This is a genomic window from Catellatospora aurea (assembly GCF_042663325.1).
GTDB classification, from domain to species: Bacteria; Actinomycetota; Actinomycetes; order Mycobacteriales; family Micromonosporaceae; genus Catellatospora; species Catellatospora aurea.
This window is the reverse complement of sequence record NZ_JBHTAC010000001.1, coordinates 218,399-236,379: the sequence shown is the minus strand read 5'-3', so window position 1 is coordinate 236,379 and position 17,981 is coordinate 218,399. Positions and strand designations below refer to the sequence as shown.

General features: G+C 72.6%; 17 protein-coding genes. 6 read left to right on the top strand and 11 right to left on the bottom strand.

The window, feature by feature from the left end:
- Position 1 precedes the first annotated feature (1 nt).
- Positions 2-1,237 carry a class I SAM-dependent methyltransferase gene (locus tag ACFQO7_RS01140; RefSeq protein ID WP_376804564.1) on the top strand — a complete coding sequence of 412 codons (1,236 nt, stop codon included), beginning with the start codon at positions 2-4 and terminating at the stop codon, positions 1,235-1,237.
- A gap of 1 nt (position 1,238) precedes the next feature.
- On the opposite strand, the gene ACFQO7_RS01135 is transcribed toward ACFQO7_RS01140, so the two are convergent.
- The 4 genes from ACFQO7_RS01135 to ACFQO7_RS01120 form a co-directional block, all read right to left on the bottom strand.
- Positions 1,239-1,703 (bottom strand): ATP-binding protein, encoded by a 465-nt coding sequence (locus tag ACFQO7_RS01135; RefSeq protein ID WP_376804563.1) that lies wholly within the window; start codon positions 1,701-1,703, stop codon positions 1,239-1,241.
- Between the two features lie 192 nt (positions 1,704-1,895).
- Positions 1,896-3,002, bottom strand: coding sequence for an amidohydrolase family protein (locus ACFQO7_RS01130; RefSeq protein ID WP_376804562.1), 1,107 nt, complete (start codon positions 3,000-3,002; stop codon positions 1,896-1,898).
- Positions 2,990-4,351, bottom strand: a complete 1,362-nt coding sequence (locus ACFQO7_RS01125) for a type I glutamate--ammonia ligase (RefSeq protein ID WP_376804561.1) — start codon at positions 4,349-4,351, stop codon at positions 2,990-2,992. The genes ACFQO7_RS01130 and ACFQO7_RS01125 overlap by 13 nt, the downstream gene beginning before the upstream one ends.
- Before the next feature lie 153 nt (positions 4,352-4,504).
- The gene (locus ACFQO7_RS01120; RefSeq protein WP_376804560.1) at positions 4,505-6,439 is read right to left on the bottom strand and encodes a hypothetical protein; all 1,935 of its coding nucleotides are present in this window, start codon (positions 6,437-6,439) and stop codon (positions 4,505-4,507) included.
- Positions 6,440-6,649: 210 nt separating this feature from the next.
- Between ACFQO7_RS01120 and ACFQO7_RS01115 the strand changes: the two genes are divergently transcribed.
- From ACFQO7_RS01115 to ACFQO7_RS01105, 3 genes are all read left to right on the top strand, one after another.
- On the top strand, positions 6,650-8,728 hold the full coding sequence (locus ACFQO7_RS01115) for a PQQ-dependent sugar dehydrogenase (protein WP_376804559.1): 2,079 nt from the start codon (positions 6,650-6,652) through the stop codon (positions 8,726-8,728).
- A 206-nt stretch (positions 8,729-8,934) separates the two neighbouring features.
- The gene (locus ACFQO7_RS01110) at positions 8,935-9,996 is read left to right on the top strand and encodes an N-acetylmuramoyl-L-alanine amidase (RefSeq protein WP_376804558.1); all 1,062 of its coding nucleotides are present in this window, start codon (positions 8,935-8,937) and stop codon (positions 9,994-9,996) included.
- A gap of 68 nt (positions 9,997-10,064) precedes the next feature.
- On the top strand, positions 10,065-10,466 hold the full coding sequence (locus tag ACFQO7_RS01105) for a pyridoxamine 5'-phosphate oxidase family protein (protein ID WP_376804557.1): 402 nt from the start codon (positions 10,065-10,067) through the stop codon (positions 10,464-10,466).
- A 4-nt stretch (positions 10,467-10,470) separates the two neighbouring features.
- Here ACFQO7_RS01105 and ACFQO7_RS01100 read toward each other — a convergent pair whose 3' ends face one another.
- The gene (locus tag ACFQO7_RS01100) at positions 10,471-10,836 is read right to left on the bottom strand and encodes an ATP-binding protein (RefSeq protein WP_376804556.1); all 366 of its coding nucleotides are present in this window, start codon (positions 10,834-10,836) and stop codon (positions 10,471-10,473) included.
- Positions 10,837-10,976: 140 nt separating this feature from the next.
- Here ACFQO7_RS01100 and ACFQO7_RS01095 point away from each other — a divergent pair, with 140 nt between their 5' ends.
- Positions 10,977-11,975, top strand: coding sequence for an alpha/beta hydrolase family protein (locus ACFQO7_RS01095; protein WP_376804555.1), 999 nt, complete (start codon positions 10,977-10,979; stop codon positions 11,973-11,975).
- Positions 11,972-12,682 (top strand): 4'-phosphopantetheinyl transferase family protein, encoded by a 711-nt coding sequence (locus ACFQO7_RS01090; RefSeq protein WP_376804554.1) that lies wholly within the window; start codon positions 11,972-11,974, stop codon positions 12,680-12,682. Before ACFQO7_RS01095 ends, ACFQO7_RS01090 begins: the two co-directional genes overlap by 4 nt.
- Here ACFQO7_RS01090 and ACFQO7_RS01085 read toward each other — a convergent pair.
- The 6 genes from ACFQO7_RS01085 to ACFQO7_RS01060 form a co-directional block, all read right to left on the bottom strand.
- The gene (locus ACFQO7_RS01085) at positions 12,661-14,112 is read right to left on the bottom strand and encodes an SDR family NAD(P)-dependent oxidoreductase (protein WP_376804553.1); all 1,452 of its coding nucleotides are present in this window, start codon (positions 14,110-14,112) and stop codon (positions 12,661-12,663) included. The genes ACFQO7_RS01090 and ACFQO7_RS01085 overlap by 22 nt on opposite strands.
- A 169-nt stretch (positions 14,113-14,281) precedes the next feature.
- On the bottom strand, positions 14,282-14,506 hold the full coding sequence (locus tag ACFQO7_RS01080; protein WP_376804552.1) for a ferredoxin: 225 nt from the start codon (positions 14,504-14,506) through the stop codon (positions 14,282-14,284).
- Entirely contained in the window at positions 14,503-15,711 is a 1,209-nt protein-coding gene (locus ACFQO7_RS01075; protein WP_376804551.1) for a cytochrome P450, read from the bottom strand. Before ACFQO7_RS01075 ends, ACFQO7_RS01080 begins: the two co-directional genes overlap by 4 nt.
- Positions 15,712-15,826: 115 nt before the next feature.
- Complete coding sequence (locus ACFQO7_RS01070) at positions 15,827-16,960, bottom strand: serine hydrolase domain-containing protein (protein WP_376804550.1); 1,134 nt, start codon at positions 16,958-16,960, stop codon at positions 15,827-15,829.
- Positions 16,957-17,568, bottom strand: a complete 612-nt coding sequence (locus ACFQO7_RS01065; RefSeq protein WP_360535978.1) for a TetR-like C-terminal domain-containing protein — start codon at positions 17,566-17,568, stop codon at positions 16,957-16,959. The genes ACFQO7_RS01070 and ACFQO7_RS01065 overlap by 4 nt, the downstream gene beginning before the upstream one ends.
- 41 nt (positions 17,569-17,609) lie before the next feature.
- The gene (locus ACFQO7_RS01060; RefSeq protein WP_203696223.1) at positions 17,610-17,783 is read right to left on the bottom strand and encodes a hypothetical protein; all 174 of its coding nucleotides are present in this window, start codon (positions 17,781-17,783) and stop codon (positions 17,610-17,612) included.
- Positions 17,784-17,981: the final 198 nt, after the last annotated feature.

The following is a 17,981-nucleotide window of genomic DNA, read 5'->3' as shown; positions in this document are numbered from 1 at the left end:
GATGAGCATTGCGAAGGTGGTCCAGGGGCTCGTCACGGGCCCGGTTCCGGTGCGGTTCTCCGCGTTCGACGGCAGCGAGGCGGGCCCGTCCGACGCCGCCGTCGGTTTCGAGGTGCGCAGCGAACGCGCGCTGTCCTACCTGGTCACCGGCCGTCACGAGCTGGGCTTGGCCCGCGCGTACGTCTCCGGCGACCTGGAGGTGCACGGCGACATGTACGAGGCGCTGGTCGCCGTCAACGGGCTGAAACTGGACCAGTCCTGGTCCGGGCGGTATCAGGCGCTGCGCGACCTGGGCGGGCTGCGGCTGCTGAACCCGCCGCCCCGGCCGCCGATGGAGGCGCGGCTGCACGGCCGGCGGCACTCCAAGGAGCGCGACCAGGCCGCGATCTCGCACCACTACGACGTGTCGAACCGGTTCTACGAGTGGCTGCTCGGCCCGTCGATGGCGTACACCTGCGCGGTCTTCCCCGACGCGGCCGCGACCCTGGAGCAGGCCCAGTTCGCCAAGCACGACCTGGTCGCCAGGAAGCTCGACCTGCAACCCGGCATGCGCCTGCTCGACGTGGGCTGCGGCTGGGGCGGCATGGTCATGCACGCCGCCCGCGAGTACGGCGTGAAGGCGCTCGGGGTGACCCTGTCCCGGCGGCAGGCCGAGTGGGCGGCCAAGGCGATCGCCGAGGCGGGCCTGTCCGACCTCGCCGAGGTGCGCCACCTGGACTACCGCGACGTGCCGGTCAACCACTACGACGCGATCAGCTCGATCGGGCTCACCGAGCACATCGGCCGGGCCCAGCTGCCCGGCTACTTCCGGTTCCTGCAGCAGCGGCTGCGCTACGGCGGGCGGCTGCTCAACCACTGCATCACCCGGCCCGACAACCGCGACCCGGGACGCTACCGGCGCACGTTCATCAACCAGTACGTGTTCCCCGACGGCGAGCTGGAAGGCGTCGGGCACCTGATCGGCGTCATGAACGAGAGCGGGTTCGAGATCCGGCACGAGGAGAACTTCCGCGAGCACTACGCGCTGACGCTGGCGCAGTGGTCGGCGAACCTGGAGCGGCACTGGGCCGAGGCGGTCGAGGAGATCGGGCACAGCCGGGCCCGGGTGTGGCGGCTCTACCTGGCCGGCTGCCGGCTCGGCTTCGAGCGCGACCAGGTGCAACTGCACCAGGTGCTGGGCGTACGCCTCGACCCGAAGGGCGCCGGCGGCATGCCGCTACGGCCGAGCTGGCCCTGAGTCAGCGCGGCCCGGACGGAGCCCAGATCTTCGCGGTGACCGTGGTGCCGAGCGTGCTGGAGTCGATGGTCAGCCGCTCCGAGAAGCACCGGGCGATCCACAGCCCCCGGCCGGAGGTCTGCGTGCCGGTCGGCGGCTGCCAGCCCGCCGTGTAGGGCCGGCTCACCCCCGGCCCGACGTCGCTGACCTGGCAGAACACCCAGCCGGCGTAGCGGGACAGCCGCAGCCTGCCGCGCCCGTCGGCGTGCATCACGACGTTGACGACCAGCTCGGTGGTGACCAGCTCCAGCGCCCAGCCGACCGGTTCCGGCAGCCGCCACGCCTCGCCCAGCTCGTGGATGCGCCGCCGGATGCCGCGCAGGTCGACGCGGCTGAACGGTCCCTCCACGAGCACCTGGTCGTGCGGCGTCATCGGGGTCGGGCCGGTGGCCGTCTCGTGCCCGGCCGCCTCCTCGTGCTCCGGCACGGGCGGGGCGGGAGGGGGCAGCAGGTTCCGCCGGGGCCTGCGGTACGGAGCGGTACCAGCGGGGGTGCCGTAGCGCGTTCTGGCGGCGGGGTTCATGTGTCACCTCGATCCAGTGGGTGCGGCTGACCTTTGGCCCATACCCATTCCCTCACGTTTTGATCGTCTACCCGGCGGCCGGTGTATCGGGCCGGTTCAGCCCAGCCGGTAGACGCGGGCGGCGTTGCCCGCGCCGATCTGCTCGGCGATCCGCCGCGCGTCGGCCGCGCTCGCCGCGCCGTCGTCGACCGCCTCCGCCAACACCAGCCCCAGGCTGTGCCGCAGCTGCGCGGCGGCGATCAGGTACAGCTCCGGCAGGCCGTATGCGTCGGAAGAGTAGAGCAGCTTGCCGAACGGGGCCAGCTCCAGGAACTCGCCCAGCACCGCGGTGGCCCGCGCGCCCAGGTGCGGCACGGTCAGGCCCAGGTCGGCGTGCACGTGCGGGTACACCTGCGCCAGCCAGCCGGCCTGGCGGTGGTACGGGTAGCAGTGCAGCAGCACCAGCGGCACCCCGTACGGCAGGGTGGCCTCGCAGAACGGCTGCAGCAGCGCCGGGTCGGCGCGGGCCAGCGCCGCGTCCCGATCGCCGAAGCCGGTGTGCAGCTGGATCGGCAGCCCGGCGTCGACCGCGCTCCACAGCAGGTGGCGCAGCAGCACCGGGTCGGTCAGCCGCCCGCCGTCGCGCAGCCAGCGGGCCGCGGCGGCGCTCACCTCGTGCGGCTCCGGTCGCGCTGGGTCCAGGTCCAGGCCGTGCCGGTACGCCGCGATCGACTTCGTCGCCACCGCCCCCGGCACGGCCTCGTCGAGCGCCACGGCGAACGCGGCCGCGAACCTCGCGGCGTCCGTGCCCAGCGCGACCTGCTCGGCCAGCAGTTCCAGGCGTACCACGGCGTGGGTCGGCGCTTCGGCCAGCGTGCCCAGCACGTGGCGGTCCACCAGCCCGCCCGCGACCGGACCGGTGTCCACCAGCAACGCGGACAGGTTCGCGGCCCGCAGCAGCCGCGTCGCGACCTCGTCCGGTCCGAGCCTGCGCCGCCGCCGCAGGTACTCCTCGACCGGGGCGTGCGCGGGCAGGTCCAGCACCGGCGCGCACCAGCGCCGCAGCGCCAGCCCCACCCGGCTGTCCAGGTAGGAGGTGCCCGGAGCGGGCGGCTCGTTGGCCTCCGTGCACCACAGCTCGAAGGCCGCGTCGTCGAGCGGAGCCACGGTGATCGCATGGCAGTGCCCGTCGATCAGCGGCAGGTCCGCGGTCAGTAGCGCCATCGCACCGCGGCCACCAGGTCGGTCGGGCTGAGCCTGCCGAGCATGTCGGCCTCGGCGCGGTGCACCGCGCCGAACGCGTCCAGCAGCGGCTCGCCCAGCATGGCGACCAGGCCCGCGTCGGCGCGCAGCCGCTCGGCCGCCAGCGCGGGGGAGTCCGGCAGCCGCGGCGGGCGGCGCGCCTCGGCCAGCGTGAACGGATCGACCCGCACCTCGTCCGGTAGCCGCATCCCGGCCCCGGCCGCGTCGGTCGCCAGCGCGCACACCGCCCCCGCCACCAGGTACGGGTTCGCTGAGGCGTCCACGCACTTGATCTCGGCGTTGGCGGCGGTGTCCCGGCCGCCGCTCGCGCCGGTGACGAAACGCAGCGCCGCCTCCCGGTTCTCGTGCCCCCAGCACTGGTAGGCCCCGGCCCAGCGCTGCGGAGCCTGGCGCAGCGCGCTGGCCGGGCTCGGCGCGCCCAGCCCGGCCAGCGCGGGCAGCCGCTGCAGCACCCCGGCCAGCACCGACTCGCCGCGGCGGGTCATCCCGTACGGGCCGTCGCCGCCCGCGAACAGGTTCACCCCGCCCGCCCAGACCGAGAAGTGCAGGTGCATGCCGTTGCCGACCTGCTCCGCGATCGCCACCGGGGCGAACGAGGCGCGGAGCCCGTGGCGGAACGCCAGCGCCCGGATCGTCTCGCGCACCAGCACCACGCGGTCGGCGGCGGTGACCGGGTCCGCGTGCGCGACGGACACCTCCAGCTGCCCGGGGCCGTACTCGGGATGGAACTGCTCCACCGCCACCCCCTGCGCTGCCAGCGCCGCCAGCAGGTCCCGGCCGAAGTCCGCCAGCTCCGCCAGCCGCGCCATGCCGTACGCCGGACCGTCGCCCGCGGGCGTGCCGTCGGGCCGCGCGAGCAGCCACTCGATCTCGAAGGCCATCCGCAGGTGCAGCCCCGCCGCGTGGGCGCGCTCGACCATGCGCTTGGCGAACAGCCGCTGGTCCACCGGGTACGGCTCGCCGTCCTGGGTCCACCGGTCCACCGGGGCCCAGGCCCAGCCCGGCATCGCGCCGAGCACGGTCAGCGCGTCCAGGTCGGGATGCAGCCGCAGGTCGCCGACCGGGCCGCCGATCAGGTCCCCGGCGGTGATCGCGTCGTCGACGCAGAACACGTCGTGCACCGGCGACATGCCCACGCCCCACGCGGCGGCGTGGTCGAGACGTTCGGTCGGCACCGACTTGACCCGGGTCACCCCGGCGTTGTCGACCCAGGTCAGGGCGACGGCGTGGATGCCCGAGGAGGCCAGCCGGGCGGCGGCGGCCCGGGCGGCGGCGGCGCGCGCGTCGCGGTCCAGCACCGGCTCCCACATGCCTGAATTCTCGCTGCCCGACCCGGACCCCGCGCCGTGGACGGCCGAAATCGACCGTCCCGTTCGGCCACCGGTAGCCGGTGGACATGATCGCCGTTTCGGGTCACGACGTGCGGCTGGACCGCATCTCTCGTCCCGAAACGGCGATCGTCCTCAGCGCCGGCGTGCGGGTGGCCAGTCGAAGCCGAGTGCCTCGGCGGCCTCGGCGCTGCCGCCGCAGAGCCACTCGGGGCGGCGCGGGTCGGTCTCGGCGAGCTGCCGGACCAGCACGTCGGCGACCGCGTCCGGCTCACCCGGCGGCACGTCGAGGACCGCGACGAACTGCAGCCACGGCTCGTCGTCCACGGCCGGGCGGCGGGGGTGGAAGTACGACACCTGCACCTGGCCGCAGTCGCGCGGCCCGGTCGACATCCAGCCGAGATCGCAGTCCCACCGGCCGAGCAGGTCCGGCTCCGCCCGCAGCCGGGCCCGCAGCAGCCGGGCGACGGTCCGGTCGGGCCACTCCCACGAGTGGTCGTTCTCGGCCCGGTGCACCTCGGCGTCGTAGTCGGCGGCGGCGAAGCGGAAGACCGGCAGGTCGACGCCGGTCCGGTCGGGGTCGCGCCAGTCGCGCCAGACGACCTCGTCGCCCCGGCGTTCGACGGTGACGTAGAGCGCCCCGCAGCAGCCCTCGGTGCAGTCCGCCTCGGCCAGCCGCACCTCGTGCGGCTCGTCGGCCGCCCGCAGCCGGTGCTCCGGTCCGAGCAGGTATTCGGGCTGCTCCGACGGTCCCTTGTCGAACGCCTCCAAGATGATCGGGCGACCGTCGATGAAGACCCTGGTCTCGACGCCGCCGTCCAGCCCGGGGTCGCCCACGTGCACCCGGATCGCGAAGGTGCTCTGCCCGCCGTCGGGTCGCGTCATCTCGGTCTCCTCGGCAGTGGCCGATCCGGCCGGTAACGGGGTCTGTCGGCAGGCGATGCGGGTGGCCAGCGCCCACTGTGCCCGCCGGCGGCTCATCGGGTCTGCCGACCGCTCGGCATCCGCCCGCACGGCGGCCCAGGCGGGCTCGTCGAGCAGCCGTTCGAGCGCCGCCCGCATCGCCGCCACCTCCCTCTCGGGCAGGCCGAGCGTGGCTGCCTGTCCCGCATAGAGATCAGCGAGCACGGTCACGACCATCGCGTACCGGTCCAGACCCGGCCGCATCCTTCCGGCCGCTCCGGTGAACCCGGCCAGCGCCGCCGCCGCACCCGCGTACCGCCGCAGTTCGGCACTGCCGGCCTCACGCCCCATCAGCGCCACCAACACCCTGCCCACCTGCGCGACAACCTCCCCCGAGCGAAGGAAGGGCGCCTTCCCATCGCTATCTGTAGAGGAAGGGCACCTTCCCATCGGCGTATCGGGGTTGAGCAGGGCGGGGAGGTCGACGGTCTCGGCGACGGCTCGGGCGTGGACGACGGAGGGTCCGTCGGGGCGTACGCCTTCACGCAGCAGCCAGGCGAAGGTGGCCGGGTCGGCCAGGGTGCACAGCGCTTCGACGGCTCGCGCGTGGTTCATCGGATCGGCTCGTTCGGCCAGCCAGATCAGGTCGTCGGCGGCGCCGGGGATCTGCCGGAGCACGCGGATCGCCGACTCGCCGAAGTGCCTGCCCAGCAGGCCGAGCAGGCGTACCGGCAGCACGTCGTCCGGACCGGCCGCTCCGGCGAGCAGGATCAGCCCGACCAGGACCTGGCTGCGTTCGGTGCCCGTGCAGGCCAGATGACGTCCGACCCGGTGCCGCCAGCGCGGGTCCACGGAGGCGACCGCCTCCAGCAGCAGCCCGTGACCGCGGGACGGGACGACCACCGACCGCAGCGCCTCGGCCAGCGGGAACCGGGCTCGGGCGGGGGACGGTTCGGCCCGGTAAGCGGAGGTGACCAGGTCGACGATCGCCTGGTTGCTCGCCGCGGTCCGCCGCTCGGTGCGGGGCAGCGCGCGGTAGCGGTCCTCGTCCGGATACGGTCGGCCGGCTTGCGGCAGCGGGCCGTCGGGATGGGTGAAATGCAGGAGTTCGGCGTGTTCGAGAATCGTCCGGGGTGCGAGCGCCTCGCGCTCGTCCACCTGGGTCATCGGACCGGGGACAGCTCGATTCCGTGTGTCATGGCGAGCACCCTGCCACAGCCGGCGCGCCCGCGCCAGCCGATGGTGCCGCCCAGGATAAACGGACAAACAGGCCGTAATTTGTAACAATGGGCGTGTAATACACAACAGCCCCCAAAAGTCTCTGTACCCTCGCCCGAGTTGCGTGAGGTGACGACACGACCCCGGGGGACAGCCCGCATGAACGCTCGCAAGATCGCGCTCGCCGGCGAGTCCATCCTGGTCGCGGTCCTGCTCACCATCATGGGTGTGGTCGCCGCGTGTGAGCACGTCGGCGGTCCCGTGCTGCCCGCCACGTCGGCCCCGCTCGGCCCGGTCATCACCGAGCCCGAGACCGACGGCGCGCTGCTCAGCGGCGCGGACGTGCACATGGAGACCAGCCCCATGCAGGACGTCGACGCGGGCAGCGAGCACGTCTGCACCGACTGGGAGATCTGGACGGCGCAGCCGCACGAGCGCGTCTGGTTCGCCGGCTGCATCGGCGGCGTACAGAAGACGCACACCCACTTCGGCGACGGCGTTTTCGAGAACTCCTTCGCGCAGCGCCGTGACCTGCCCGGTGACCGCGACTACGAGCTGCGGGTGCGGCACAAGGACAGCAGCGGCAACCCGGCGACGGAGTGGAGCCCGTACACCAGCCGGCCGTTCCGGACCGACAAGGAGCGCAAGCCGCTGCCCGGCGCTCCGCAGTGGGTGGTGGCCCAGCCCGGGTACAAGGTCGAGGAGGTGGCGTCGGGGTTCGAGCTGCCGGTGAACATCGCCATGGTGCCCTCGCACGCCGTCGCGCCCGACAAGCCGATGTTCTACGTCACCGAGCTGTACGGCACCATCAAGGTGGTGCGCGGCGACCTGAAGGTCGGGGTGTACGCCAAGAACCTGCTGAACTGGAACCCGTACGCGGACTTCCCCGGCACCGGCGAGATCGGCCTGACCGGGGTGGTCGTCGAGCCGACCACCGGGGACGTTTTCGCCAGCATGCTGTACCAGGCCGGGGCGGAGTACTTCCCGAAGGTCGTGCGCATCCACAGCGAGGACGGCGGCCTGACCGGCAAGACCGTCACCACGGTGCTGGACCTGAAGGACGATCCGCTGGTCGCCTCACACCAGATCTCCAACCTGACCATCGGGCCGGACGGCAAGTTGTACATCCACATCGGCGACGGCTTCGTGCCCAAGAGCGCCCGCGATCTCACCGACGCCCGCGGCAAGGTGCTTCGGGTCAATCTGGACGGCTCCGCGCCCGAGGACAACCCGTTCTACGACCCGGCCGACAAGAGCAAGGTCAAGGACCTGGTCTTCGCGTCGGGCTTCCGCAACCCGTTCGGCGGGGCGTGGCGGGCCGCGGACGGCCAGCACTACTCGGTGGAGAACGGCTCGACCAACAACGACCGGCTGGCCCGGATCGTCAAGGGCGGCGACTACGGCTGGAACTCGAACACGTCCAGCCTGAAGAAGAAGGCGCTCTACAACTGGGCGCCGACGCACGCGCCGGTGGGCATCACCTTCATCCAGAAGGAGGGCAACCAGACCGCCGGCTTCCCGGACACGAAACTCGGCAACGCGTTCGTGTCGGAGAGCGGCCCCACCTACGGCACCGGCCCGCAGCTGCGCGGCAAGCGCATCGTCGAGTTCACCTTCAACAAGGACGGCTCCGTCTCCAAGCCGAAGACCCTGGTCGAATACAACGGGTACGGCAAGACGACGGTCGCCGGGATCGCGGCCGGCCCGGACGGGCTGTACTTCTCCGGGCTCTACCCCGACCAGGGCTACAACCCGATCCTGTCGACCGCGAAGATCTACCGGGTGCGGTACGCGCCGCAGGCGGCCGGGGGCAAGCCGAAGCCGGTCGCCGCGAAGGAGTCCTGCACCGACGGTGACCTGCAGGTGATCGCGCGGGCGTCGAAGACCGAGGTCAAGGGCGGCACTCCGATCGGCTTCACCTTGGTGATCAAGAACCTGTCCAAGCACACCTGCAACCGCGACATCGGGGCCGACGCGCAGGAGCTGTTCCTGATGCACGGCACCGACAAGGTCTGGTCCTCGGACCACTGCGGCGCACCGAAGGGCAAGCAGGTCACCGCGCTAGCCGCGGGCCGCGAGATGGTGTTCACCGTGCAGTGGAACGGCAAGTCGAGCAGCGCCTGCGCGAAGAACCAAATGCGGGTGGCCACCGGGCCGGTGCCCGCGGCGGGGTCCTACCAGCTGTTCGCCAGGGTCGGCACCGATCGCAGCGTGCCGGTCTCGATCAAGATCAAGTGATCCGCTCGACCCGCTGACCCCTCTCGCGTCCGGCCCACCGCCGGTGACGACACCCTGCGCCGCTTCGCGGCCGTGCCGTCACCGGCGGTGGCGTGTTCGGTAGGAAAACTACGGACATCCAAAGAGTTTGGTAGACATCTTTCTTTGATCTATCGAACGTCGTTATAGTCGCGCCGAGCCGACCCCCACCACCCTGAGAGGTGCTCATGCTCGGTAACCCCTCCGTGCGCCGCCGCACTCTGCTGGCCGCCGCGGCCGGTCTCGCGGCCGCCCCGTTCGCGGCGAGCCCGGCCTTCGCCGCCAACCCGAAGGTCTACCTCGATCCCGGACACGGCGGCACCGATCCCGGTGCGGTCGCCAACGGACTCCAGGAGAAGGCGCTCACCCTGAACATCGCCCTGCAGATCCGCAACATCCTGCAGGCCAACTACGCCGTCGACGTGCGGATGTCGCGCACCACCGACGCGACCGTCAGCCTCGCCCAGCGCACCAGCGACGCCAATGCGTGGGGTGCGAACATCCTCGTCAGCGTCCACATCAACTCCGGCGGCGGCACGGGCTTCGAGAGCTACCGCTACCCGACCTCCGACACGGCCACCGTCAACCTGCACAACGCCCTGCACTCGCGGGTGCTCTCGGGCATGCGCACCGCCGGCTCGGTCACCGACCGCGGCCTGAAGACCGCGAACTTCCACATGCTGCGCGAGTCGAACATGCCCGCGGTGCTCACCGAGAACCTGTTCATCGACACCGTCGCCGACGCCAACCTGCTCAAGAGCGCCGCGTTCCTCACCGCGACCGCGCAGGGCCACGTCAACGGCATCGCGTCGTACCTGGGCCTGACCGCGCCGCCGCCGACCTTCAGCACCATCGTGGACAACGCCACCGCGGGCCGGTTCACCGCCAGCGCCAACTGGGGCACCTCGACGTTCTCCGGCCAGCGGTACGGCGCCGACTACCGCTTCGCCAACCCGGTGCTGGCCAGCGACTCCGCCTGGTTCAAGGTGAACATCCCGGCGACCGCCAACTACCGGGTCGACGTCTGGCACGCCGCCGACCCCGGATACAGCAGCTCCGCGCCGCACGTCGTGGTGACCACGGGCGGCAACCAGACCGTCCACCTCGACCAGCGCACCGGCGGCGGCGCGTGGCGCTCGCTGGGCACGTTCAACCTCGCCGCGGGCGACTACAACGCCGTCGGCGTCAGCCGGTGGACCAGCGCGACCGGCTACGTCATCGCCGACGCGGTGCGGGTCACCCGCGTGTAGCCGTGGTCGAAGCTCCGTCCATGCTGTTGGATCGGTGTGGACGGAGCTTCGGAAGGCAGGGGAGCGCGATGAACGGCGGCAGACGGGACCTCTCCAGTGCGGGACTGCTCTTCCTCGCTGAGCGGCGGCTGGCGACGCTGACCACGCTGCGGCCCGACGGCAGCCCGCACGTCACCCCGGTCGGCTTCACCTACGACCCGGCGACCGGCCTGGCCCGGGTCATCTGCGACGGGGGCAGCCGCAAGGCCGCCAACGCGCGCCGCAACCCGGCCGTGGCGCTGTGCCAGTTCGAGGGCCGGTTCTGGCTGACCCTGCAGGGCGAGGCGACGGTCACCGGCGACCCGGAGCGGGTCGCCGACGCCGTCGCCCGATACACCACCCGCTACCGCGAACCCCGGGTCAACCCGAACCGCGTCGCGATCGAGATCGCGGTGACCCGCCTGCTCGGCGACGCCTCCCTGCTGGCCTGACGGCTCAGCGCAGGCGGCACTCCAACCAGACCACCTTGCCGGTGCGGCCGGTCACCACTCCCCAGCGGGCCGACAGGCCGTCGACGAGGCCGAGGCCGAAGCCGCCGTCCACCCCCGGCGAGCGCTGCTCCGGTGGTCGCGGGCTGCGGTCGGTCACCTCGATGCGCAGCCCCGCGCCGGTGCGGGCCAGCCGGATCGCGACCGCCCCGCCGCCGTGCAGCACGGCGTTGCTCACCAGTTCGGAGGCGAGGATGAGCGCGTCCCCGTCCGGGTCGCGCAGGTTCCACGCGCCGAGCTGAGTGCTGACGAACTGCCGGGCGAGGACGTTGCTGGCCCGGCCGCCCGGCAGCCGGATCGATGCGGCCGTCACGGGCGTCCCGCCCCGGCCGTGCTTCGCTGATTTCACGGTCCACCCCCTGGGTCTCGGCTTGGTCTCGGCAGGGATTCGGGGCCGGACGGCATCCGGATGGGCGGCCCTGCGGTCCGGCTCGCGCCGGTAGAGTCGGCGGCGTGCCGGACCGTCGCGCCCCCCTCCGCCTGCTCGCGCTGTGCCTGGTGCTGAGCGTCGCCGCGTGCTCCTCGCCCGCTCCCGCAACGCCCGTGTTCACCCCGCCCAGCGGCACCGCCGCGGCGTCGGGCGCGCCGTCCGCCGCGCCGTCGGCGAGTGCGAGCGTGCGCCCGTCCGCGTCGCCGGTGGTGCGGGCCGCGCCGAAGAGCGCGCTGGCGGTGGGCGTACGCACGCTGAAGTTCACCCGCGGCGACCGCGCCCTGCCGACCACCGTCTGGTATCCGGCGACCGGCAAGGCGGGCGGCTCGCCGCGCAAGGACGCCCCCGTCGCGGCCGGGCGCTTCCCGGTGGTGCTGTTCAGCCACGGCCTGCGCGGGCTGCCGACCTACTACCAGCAGCTCACCACCCGGTTCGCGGCGGCGGGTTTCGTGGTGGCCGCCCCGGCGTACCCGTTCACCAACCACAACGCGGACCCGTTCAAGCAGCTCGACATGGCCAACCAGCCGGCAGACGGGTCCGCGGTGCTCACCACGCTGCTCAAGCTGGATGCGAAGTCGGGCGACCTGTTCGCCGGTCACCTCGACGGTGGCCACATCGGCGTCGCAGGGCACTCCGCGGGCGGGTACACATCGGCCGGCATGCTGGCCAACAACCGCGACGCCCGGGTGGACGCGGCGATCGTCATCTCGGGCGGGTCGATGGGCGCGTTCAAGGGCGCCCGCACCCCGGTGCTGTGGGTGCACGGTGACGCCGACGCGGTGGTGCGCTACCAGGCCGGGCGGGACGCGTACAACGCGACGTCCTGGCCGCGGGCCTTCCTGACGCTGCTCGGCGGCGACCACGGCACGTTCCTCGGGCCCGGCGCGAAGGGCTTCGACCAGACCATCAAGACCATGACCGATTTCCTGCGCTGGGCGCTGTGGGGCGACGCCGCGGCAAAGGGCCGGCTGTCGGCCGACGGCACCCGCGCGGGCGTGGCCAAGTTCGAGGCGAAACTGTGAACCTTCCGGGTGAGTGCCGGGTCTACTGGGCGGACCCGGCCGACGAGCAGCCCTGGCACCAGGAGTTGCTCAGCGAAGGGGAGCGCGCCCGGCGCGAGTCGCTGCGCAGGCCCGAGGACCGCGCCCGGCAGACGGTGGCCGCGGCCCTGCTGCGCCTGCTGGCCGGCCGGCACCTGGGCGAGAGACCCGCGGCGGTACGCGTCGAGCGCGCGTGCACCACCTGCGCGGTCCCGCACGGCCGGCCCACCGTGCCGGGCGGCCCGGACGTGTCCGTGTCGCACTCGGGAGACCGGATCGCCGTCGTGCTGAGCCTGGCCGGGCCGGTCGGTGTCGACGTGGAGCAGGCCCAGTCGCAGCGCGACATCCTCGGCGTGGCCCGGCTGGCGCTGTCCGAGGCCGAGCTGGCCGCCGCCGCGCCGCTCGATCAGGACGGCTTCTACACGTACTGGACGCGCAAGGAGTCGGTGCTCAAGGCTACCGGCGACGGCCTGCGCGTGGCGATGACGAAGATCGAGGTGTCGGCCCCGGCGCAGGCCCCGCGCCTGCACCGCTTCGACGGGCGGCCCGAGGTCGTCGAGGCCGCCCGCATGTTCACCCTCGCGCCGGGCGCGGGCTACCAGGGGGCGCTGACGGTGCTCGGCACGCCGTCGGCGGTCACTGAGCACGACGCCGCCGAGCTGCTGCGTCACCAGGGCGAGGGCTTGTAGTCCTTCAGGAAGCAGCCGAACAGGTCCTCGCCGAGCTCGCCGCGCACGATCGGGTCGTACACCCGGGCCGCGCCGTCGACCAGGTCGAGCGGGGCGTGGAAACCCGCGTCCGCCAGGCGGATCTTGGTCGGGTGCGGGCGCTCGTCGGTGATCCAGCCGGTGTCGACCGCGGTCATCAGGATGCCGTCGTCGAGCATTTCCCCGGCGCTGGTGCGGGTCAGCATGTTCAGCGCGGCCTTTGCCATGTTCGTGTGCGGGTGGCCCGGCCCCTTGTACTTGCGGCTGAACTGCCCCTCCATCGCCGACACGTTCACCACGTACTTGCGGCGCGCCGGGGACGCGGCCATCGCCGCCCGCAGCCGACTGACCAGCACGAACGGGGCGGTGACGTTGCACAGCTGCACTTCGAGCAGCTCGATCGGGTCGACCTCCTGCACCACCTGCACCCAGCTGTTGCTCGGGTCGAGGTCGGGCACCAGCCCGCCCGCGTCGATGGCGGAGCCGTCGGCGATGCGCTCCAGGCTCGCCCCGCCGGTGGTCAGCGCCAGCGACGTGATCATTTCCGGGCTCAGCTGCTGGTGCGGCATGGCCTGGATCGCCGCCGCGGCCGGGCTGGATCCGGTGTAGTGGCCGAAGCTGATCAGCTCGGGCAGCGGCCCGTCCGGCAGCGGGGCCGACTCGGCCGCCAGCAGCTGCGCGTACGCCTGCGGCGACCGGCGCACCGTCTGCGCCGCGTTGTTGATCAGGATGTCCAGCGGGCCCTGCGCGGCGACGGAGTCGGCCAGCGCCACCACCTGGGCCGGGTCGCGCAGGTCGATGCCGACCACGCGCAGCCGGTGCAGCCACTCGGCGCTGTCCGGCATCGCCGTGAACCGGCGCACCGCGTCCGACGGGAACCGGGTGGTGATCGTCGTGTGCGCGCCGTCGCGCAGCAGCCGCAGCGCGATGTACATGCCGATCTTGGCTCGGCCGCCGGTGAGCAGCGCGCGGCGGCCGGTCAGGTCGGTGCGGGCGTCGCGGCGGGCGTGGTTCAGCTCCGCGCACGGCGGGCACAGCTGGTGGTAGAACGCGTCCACCTGCGTGTAGCGGTCCTTGCAGATGTAGCAGGCCCGCGGCTGGCGCAGGTGGCCGGCGACGTCGCCCTTGGTGGGGGAGGTCAGCCCGAACACGCCCGCGGTCTCGTCGTCGATGCGCCCCGGCGCGCCGGTCGCGGTCGCCGCGGTCACCGCCTCGTCGGCGGCGAGGATCTCCTCGCGTTTGTCCCGGCGGCGCTGCTGCTTGACGGACTTGAACAGCCGCCCCACGGCGCGGCGCACCGCCACGGCGTCGGGGTGCTCGGTCGGCAGGTTCTCGACCTCCGCCAGCACGCTCAGGCACGCCTCCAGGCGCGCGGCATCGATCCCGGTGCGCTCCTGCTCAGTGATCGTCATCCCGCTGCCCGTTCCGTGCTCGCCTGCAACCTCGCCCGGAAACTGTACGCAAACGCCCGCACGATGACCGAATCAGCCGCCGAACGCACCCCGTACTGTCGCCCATCTCACCGCTGGGCACCGTTCAGCCCGGCGGGGCCGGGCCGCCGGGCTGAACGGTGCGGATGGGTCAGACAGGGGCGATGGTGTCGCCGGTGGCGGGGTCGGTGACGAGGATGGCCTCGACGGGGCAGCAGTCGGCGGCGTCGCTGACCGCCTCGTCGGGGTCCACGAGGTCATGCAGCGGCCGGGACTTCTTGTCGGCCAGCTCGAAGTACTCGGGTGCGGTGCCCGCGCACAGGCCCGACCCGATGCACCGGTCGCGGTCGACGGTGATCTTCCACTGCCCGCTCACCAGCGCACCGGCAGTTCCTTGAGTCCCCGGACCAGCATGCCCTTCTTCCACGGGAGCTGTTCCTCGGCGACGGCCAGTTCGAGCTTCGGAAAACGGGTGATCAGGGTGTGCAGCGCGACCTGCAGTTCCATCCGGGCCAGCTGCGCGCCGACGCAGTGGTGCGGGCCGTGCCCGAAGCCGATGTGCGGGTTGCTCTCGCGGTGGAAGTCGAGCTCGTCGGGGTGGTCGAAGACCTTCTCGTCGCGGTTGGCGGAGGCGAGCGCGCCGAGCACCGGCTCCCCGGCGCGGACCAGCACGTCGCCGAGCATGACGTCCTCGGTGGCGTAGCGGGCGAACGCGGCGGCGGTGCCCAGCGGGATGTACCGCATCAGCTCGTCGACGGCGGCCGGGATCAGCGCCGGGTCGGCGCGCAGCTCGGCCAGCCGGTCGGGGTTGGTGAGCAGCACGTACACGAAGTTGGGCAGCTGGGTGACCGTGGTCTCGTGCCCGGCGGCCAGCAGGCCGGCCGACAGCTGCACGAGTTCGGCCTCGGTGAGCCGGTCCTCGTCCTCGTCGCGGGCCTTGACCATGGCGCCGAGCAGGTCGTCGGTCTCCTGGACCCGGCGCTGGGCGATCAGCCCGGCGATGTAGGCGTGCAGGTTGCCCAGGTACTCCATGATCTGCTGCGGGGTGAGCGAGGTGGTCGAGATGATGGCCTCGGACCACAGCTGGAACCGGTCGCGGTCGGCGAAGGGCACGCCGAGCAGCTCGCAGATGACGGTGACGGGCAGCGGGGTGGCGAAGTGCTCGACCAGGTCGGCGGGGGAGCCGAGCCGCTCCATGTCGTCGAGCAGCTGGTTGGCGATCTCCTGGGTGCGCGGGCGCAGCGTCTCGACCCGGCGGGCGGTGAACGCCTTGGCGATGAGCTTGCGCAGCCGGGTGTGCTCGGGCGGGTCCATCGCGAGCATGCCGGACTCGCCCTGGTGCGGGTGGGTGCGCGGCTCGTCGCGCCCGACGCTGGCGGCCCGGCTGAACCGGGCGTCGCCGAGGACCATGCGCACGTCGTCGTAGCGGGTGGCGAGCCAGGCCTCCTCGCCGTACGGCAGGCGCACCCTGGTCAGCGGTTCGCTGCGGCGCAGCTGCTCGTAGAGCGGGTTGAGGTTGAGCCGGTCAGGGTCCCCGAACGGATAGGTCCGGGCCGCCATGACTTCACTGCCGGTCGACATCGTCGCCCCCTCGTGTGCGCACGAATTCAACTCTATGGATGGTAGTGTGGCTCAGTCCCGAAGTCGATGCCCATTCTATGAAAAAGCCGGATATTCAAGGCGGTTCTGGGCGTGTTCACTCGCGGCTGATCCGGGACGGCAGCGTCGCCGGCGCCTCCTCCCGGACCGCCGAGATGATCATTTCGCGGAGCTGCTCCATCGGGTCGCCGTCGCCGACGGCCAGCGAGTTCTTCGTCGCCGCGATGGTCAGCCCCAGCTCGGGCAGGGCTCCGGCCAGGCTGCCGCCGATCCCGCCCACCTCGATCATCGGACCGTCCACCGCGTAACCGAGCGTCCACCGCACCGGCATGCCGAACGTCCACTCCGGACCCCGGGTGACGGGCCGGGTCGCCTCGCGCAGCCGCGCCGGGGAGATCAGTCGGACCCCGTCCACCTCGCCGAGCAGCGCCGCGAACATGCGGGCCGCCGCGCGGGCGGTGATGGCGCCGACGGCGGGCACCTCCGCGCGCAGGAAGGCGCGGTCGTTGCCCAGGTCGGCGTCCGGCCGCGCGCCGTGCGGCACCGCCCGGTCGAAGTTCGGCAGCTGCGCGCTGAGCTGCTTGAGGGCGTCCGACCAGCTCCGGTCGTCGAGCACGGCGAGCCGGCCGAGGTCTTCCTCGGGTACGCGGAGCAGCAGCTCGCCGGGCACGCCCAGCGGTGCGGCCACGTCGGTGGCGAGCACCTGCGACAGGGTGCGGCCGGTGGCCCGCCGGACCGTCTCGCCGACCAGCCAGCCGTACGTCCACACGTGGTAGCCGTGCGCCGTGCCCGGCTCCCACTCCGGCACCGTGTCGGCGAGGATCGCGCACATGCGCCCCCAGTCGGCCAGGTCGGCGGCGGTGACGTCGGGCGGCAGCGCGGGCAGGCCCGCGGTGTGCGTGAGCACGTGCCGCAGCGTCACGCCCGACTTGCCGTGGCGCGCGAATTCCGGCCACACCTCGGCCAGGCGCAGGTCGTAGTCGAGCCGCCCCTGCTCGGCCAGCACGTGCACCACGGTCGAGGTGAGCGCCTTGCCGGTGGAGAAGCTGAAGAACGGCGTGCCGGGCGTGACCGGCCGTCCCGTCGCGGGGTCGGCCAGCCCGGCGACGGCGTCCACGATCGGTTCGCCGTGCAGGTACGCGGCGACCTGCACGCCGGTCTCCTGCCCGGAGCCGACGAGCTCGTCGACCCGCTGCTGCACACGCTGCTGGAGGAGGTGGTGCCGGTTCATGGTGCGGGGGTTTCCTCTCGGGGGGTGTCGCCGGGCGTCGCGGCCGGCCAGTGTTCGAGCAGCACGTGCAGCGCCTCGACGGACCGCCGCCACGACAGCTCCACGTCGCGCGGGTGGCCGAAGCCGCCGGTCGCCTCCAGGCTCACGAACCCGTGGAACGTGCTGCGCAGCAGGCGCACCGCGTCGGTGAGATCGGGTTCGGACAGACCGTACCCGCGCAGCATGCCGTAGGTCAGCTCGTAGGTGCGCCGGAACGCCACCGGGTCGGCGGCCACGAGTTCCGGTGGCACGGGGAGCTGGGTGGCGGCGTACCGGCCGGGGTGGGCCAGGGCGTAGGCCCGGTAGGCGTCGGCGAAGGCCAGCAGCGCGTCGCGGCCGGATCGGCCCGCCACGGCCGCGCCGATGCGGTCGACGAGCTCGCCGCCGGCCAGCAGGGCGATGCGGTGCCGCAGGTCCTGCAGGTTGCGGACGTGGGAGTAGAGGCTGGCGTCCTTCACGCCGAAGCCGCGCGCCACCGCGGAGATGGTGACGCCGTCGAGCCCGGCGGTGTCCGCCAGGTCGGCGGCCGCCAGCGTCACCCGCTGCGCCGAAAGCCCTGCCCGTGCCATGAACCTAAGGCTACTAGGTTTTAGCCTAGGATGGCTAGGGTTCAGTCCACGTACGGCCGAACCAGGCCCGGGGCCGGCAGGTACGGCTCCCAGTAGACGATCTGCCAGGCCGCCTGCAGCGCGTCCTCGCACGGGTAGGTGTGCCCGCACCGATCGCAGATGCCCTGCACCTGCATGTGGTGCTCGTTCCAGCGCTGGCGTCCCTCGGTGACCATGGTCAGGGCGCGGCTCTGAATCGCCGTCCTGCCGACATAAGTCGTGCTGTGGGACGTGCGCCGGGCGTCGCTAGAGGATCTGGGTCGTGGCTGCGGCCTTGACATGAATCTTCTCCTGCCGTCATCCCGCATAACGCGCTACGGCGTCTTAAGGTGCCGAGCTGTCGTAAACCCGTTGCCCGGGCAGGCCCCCTGCGA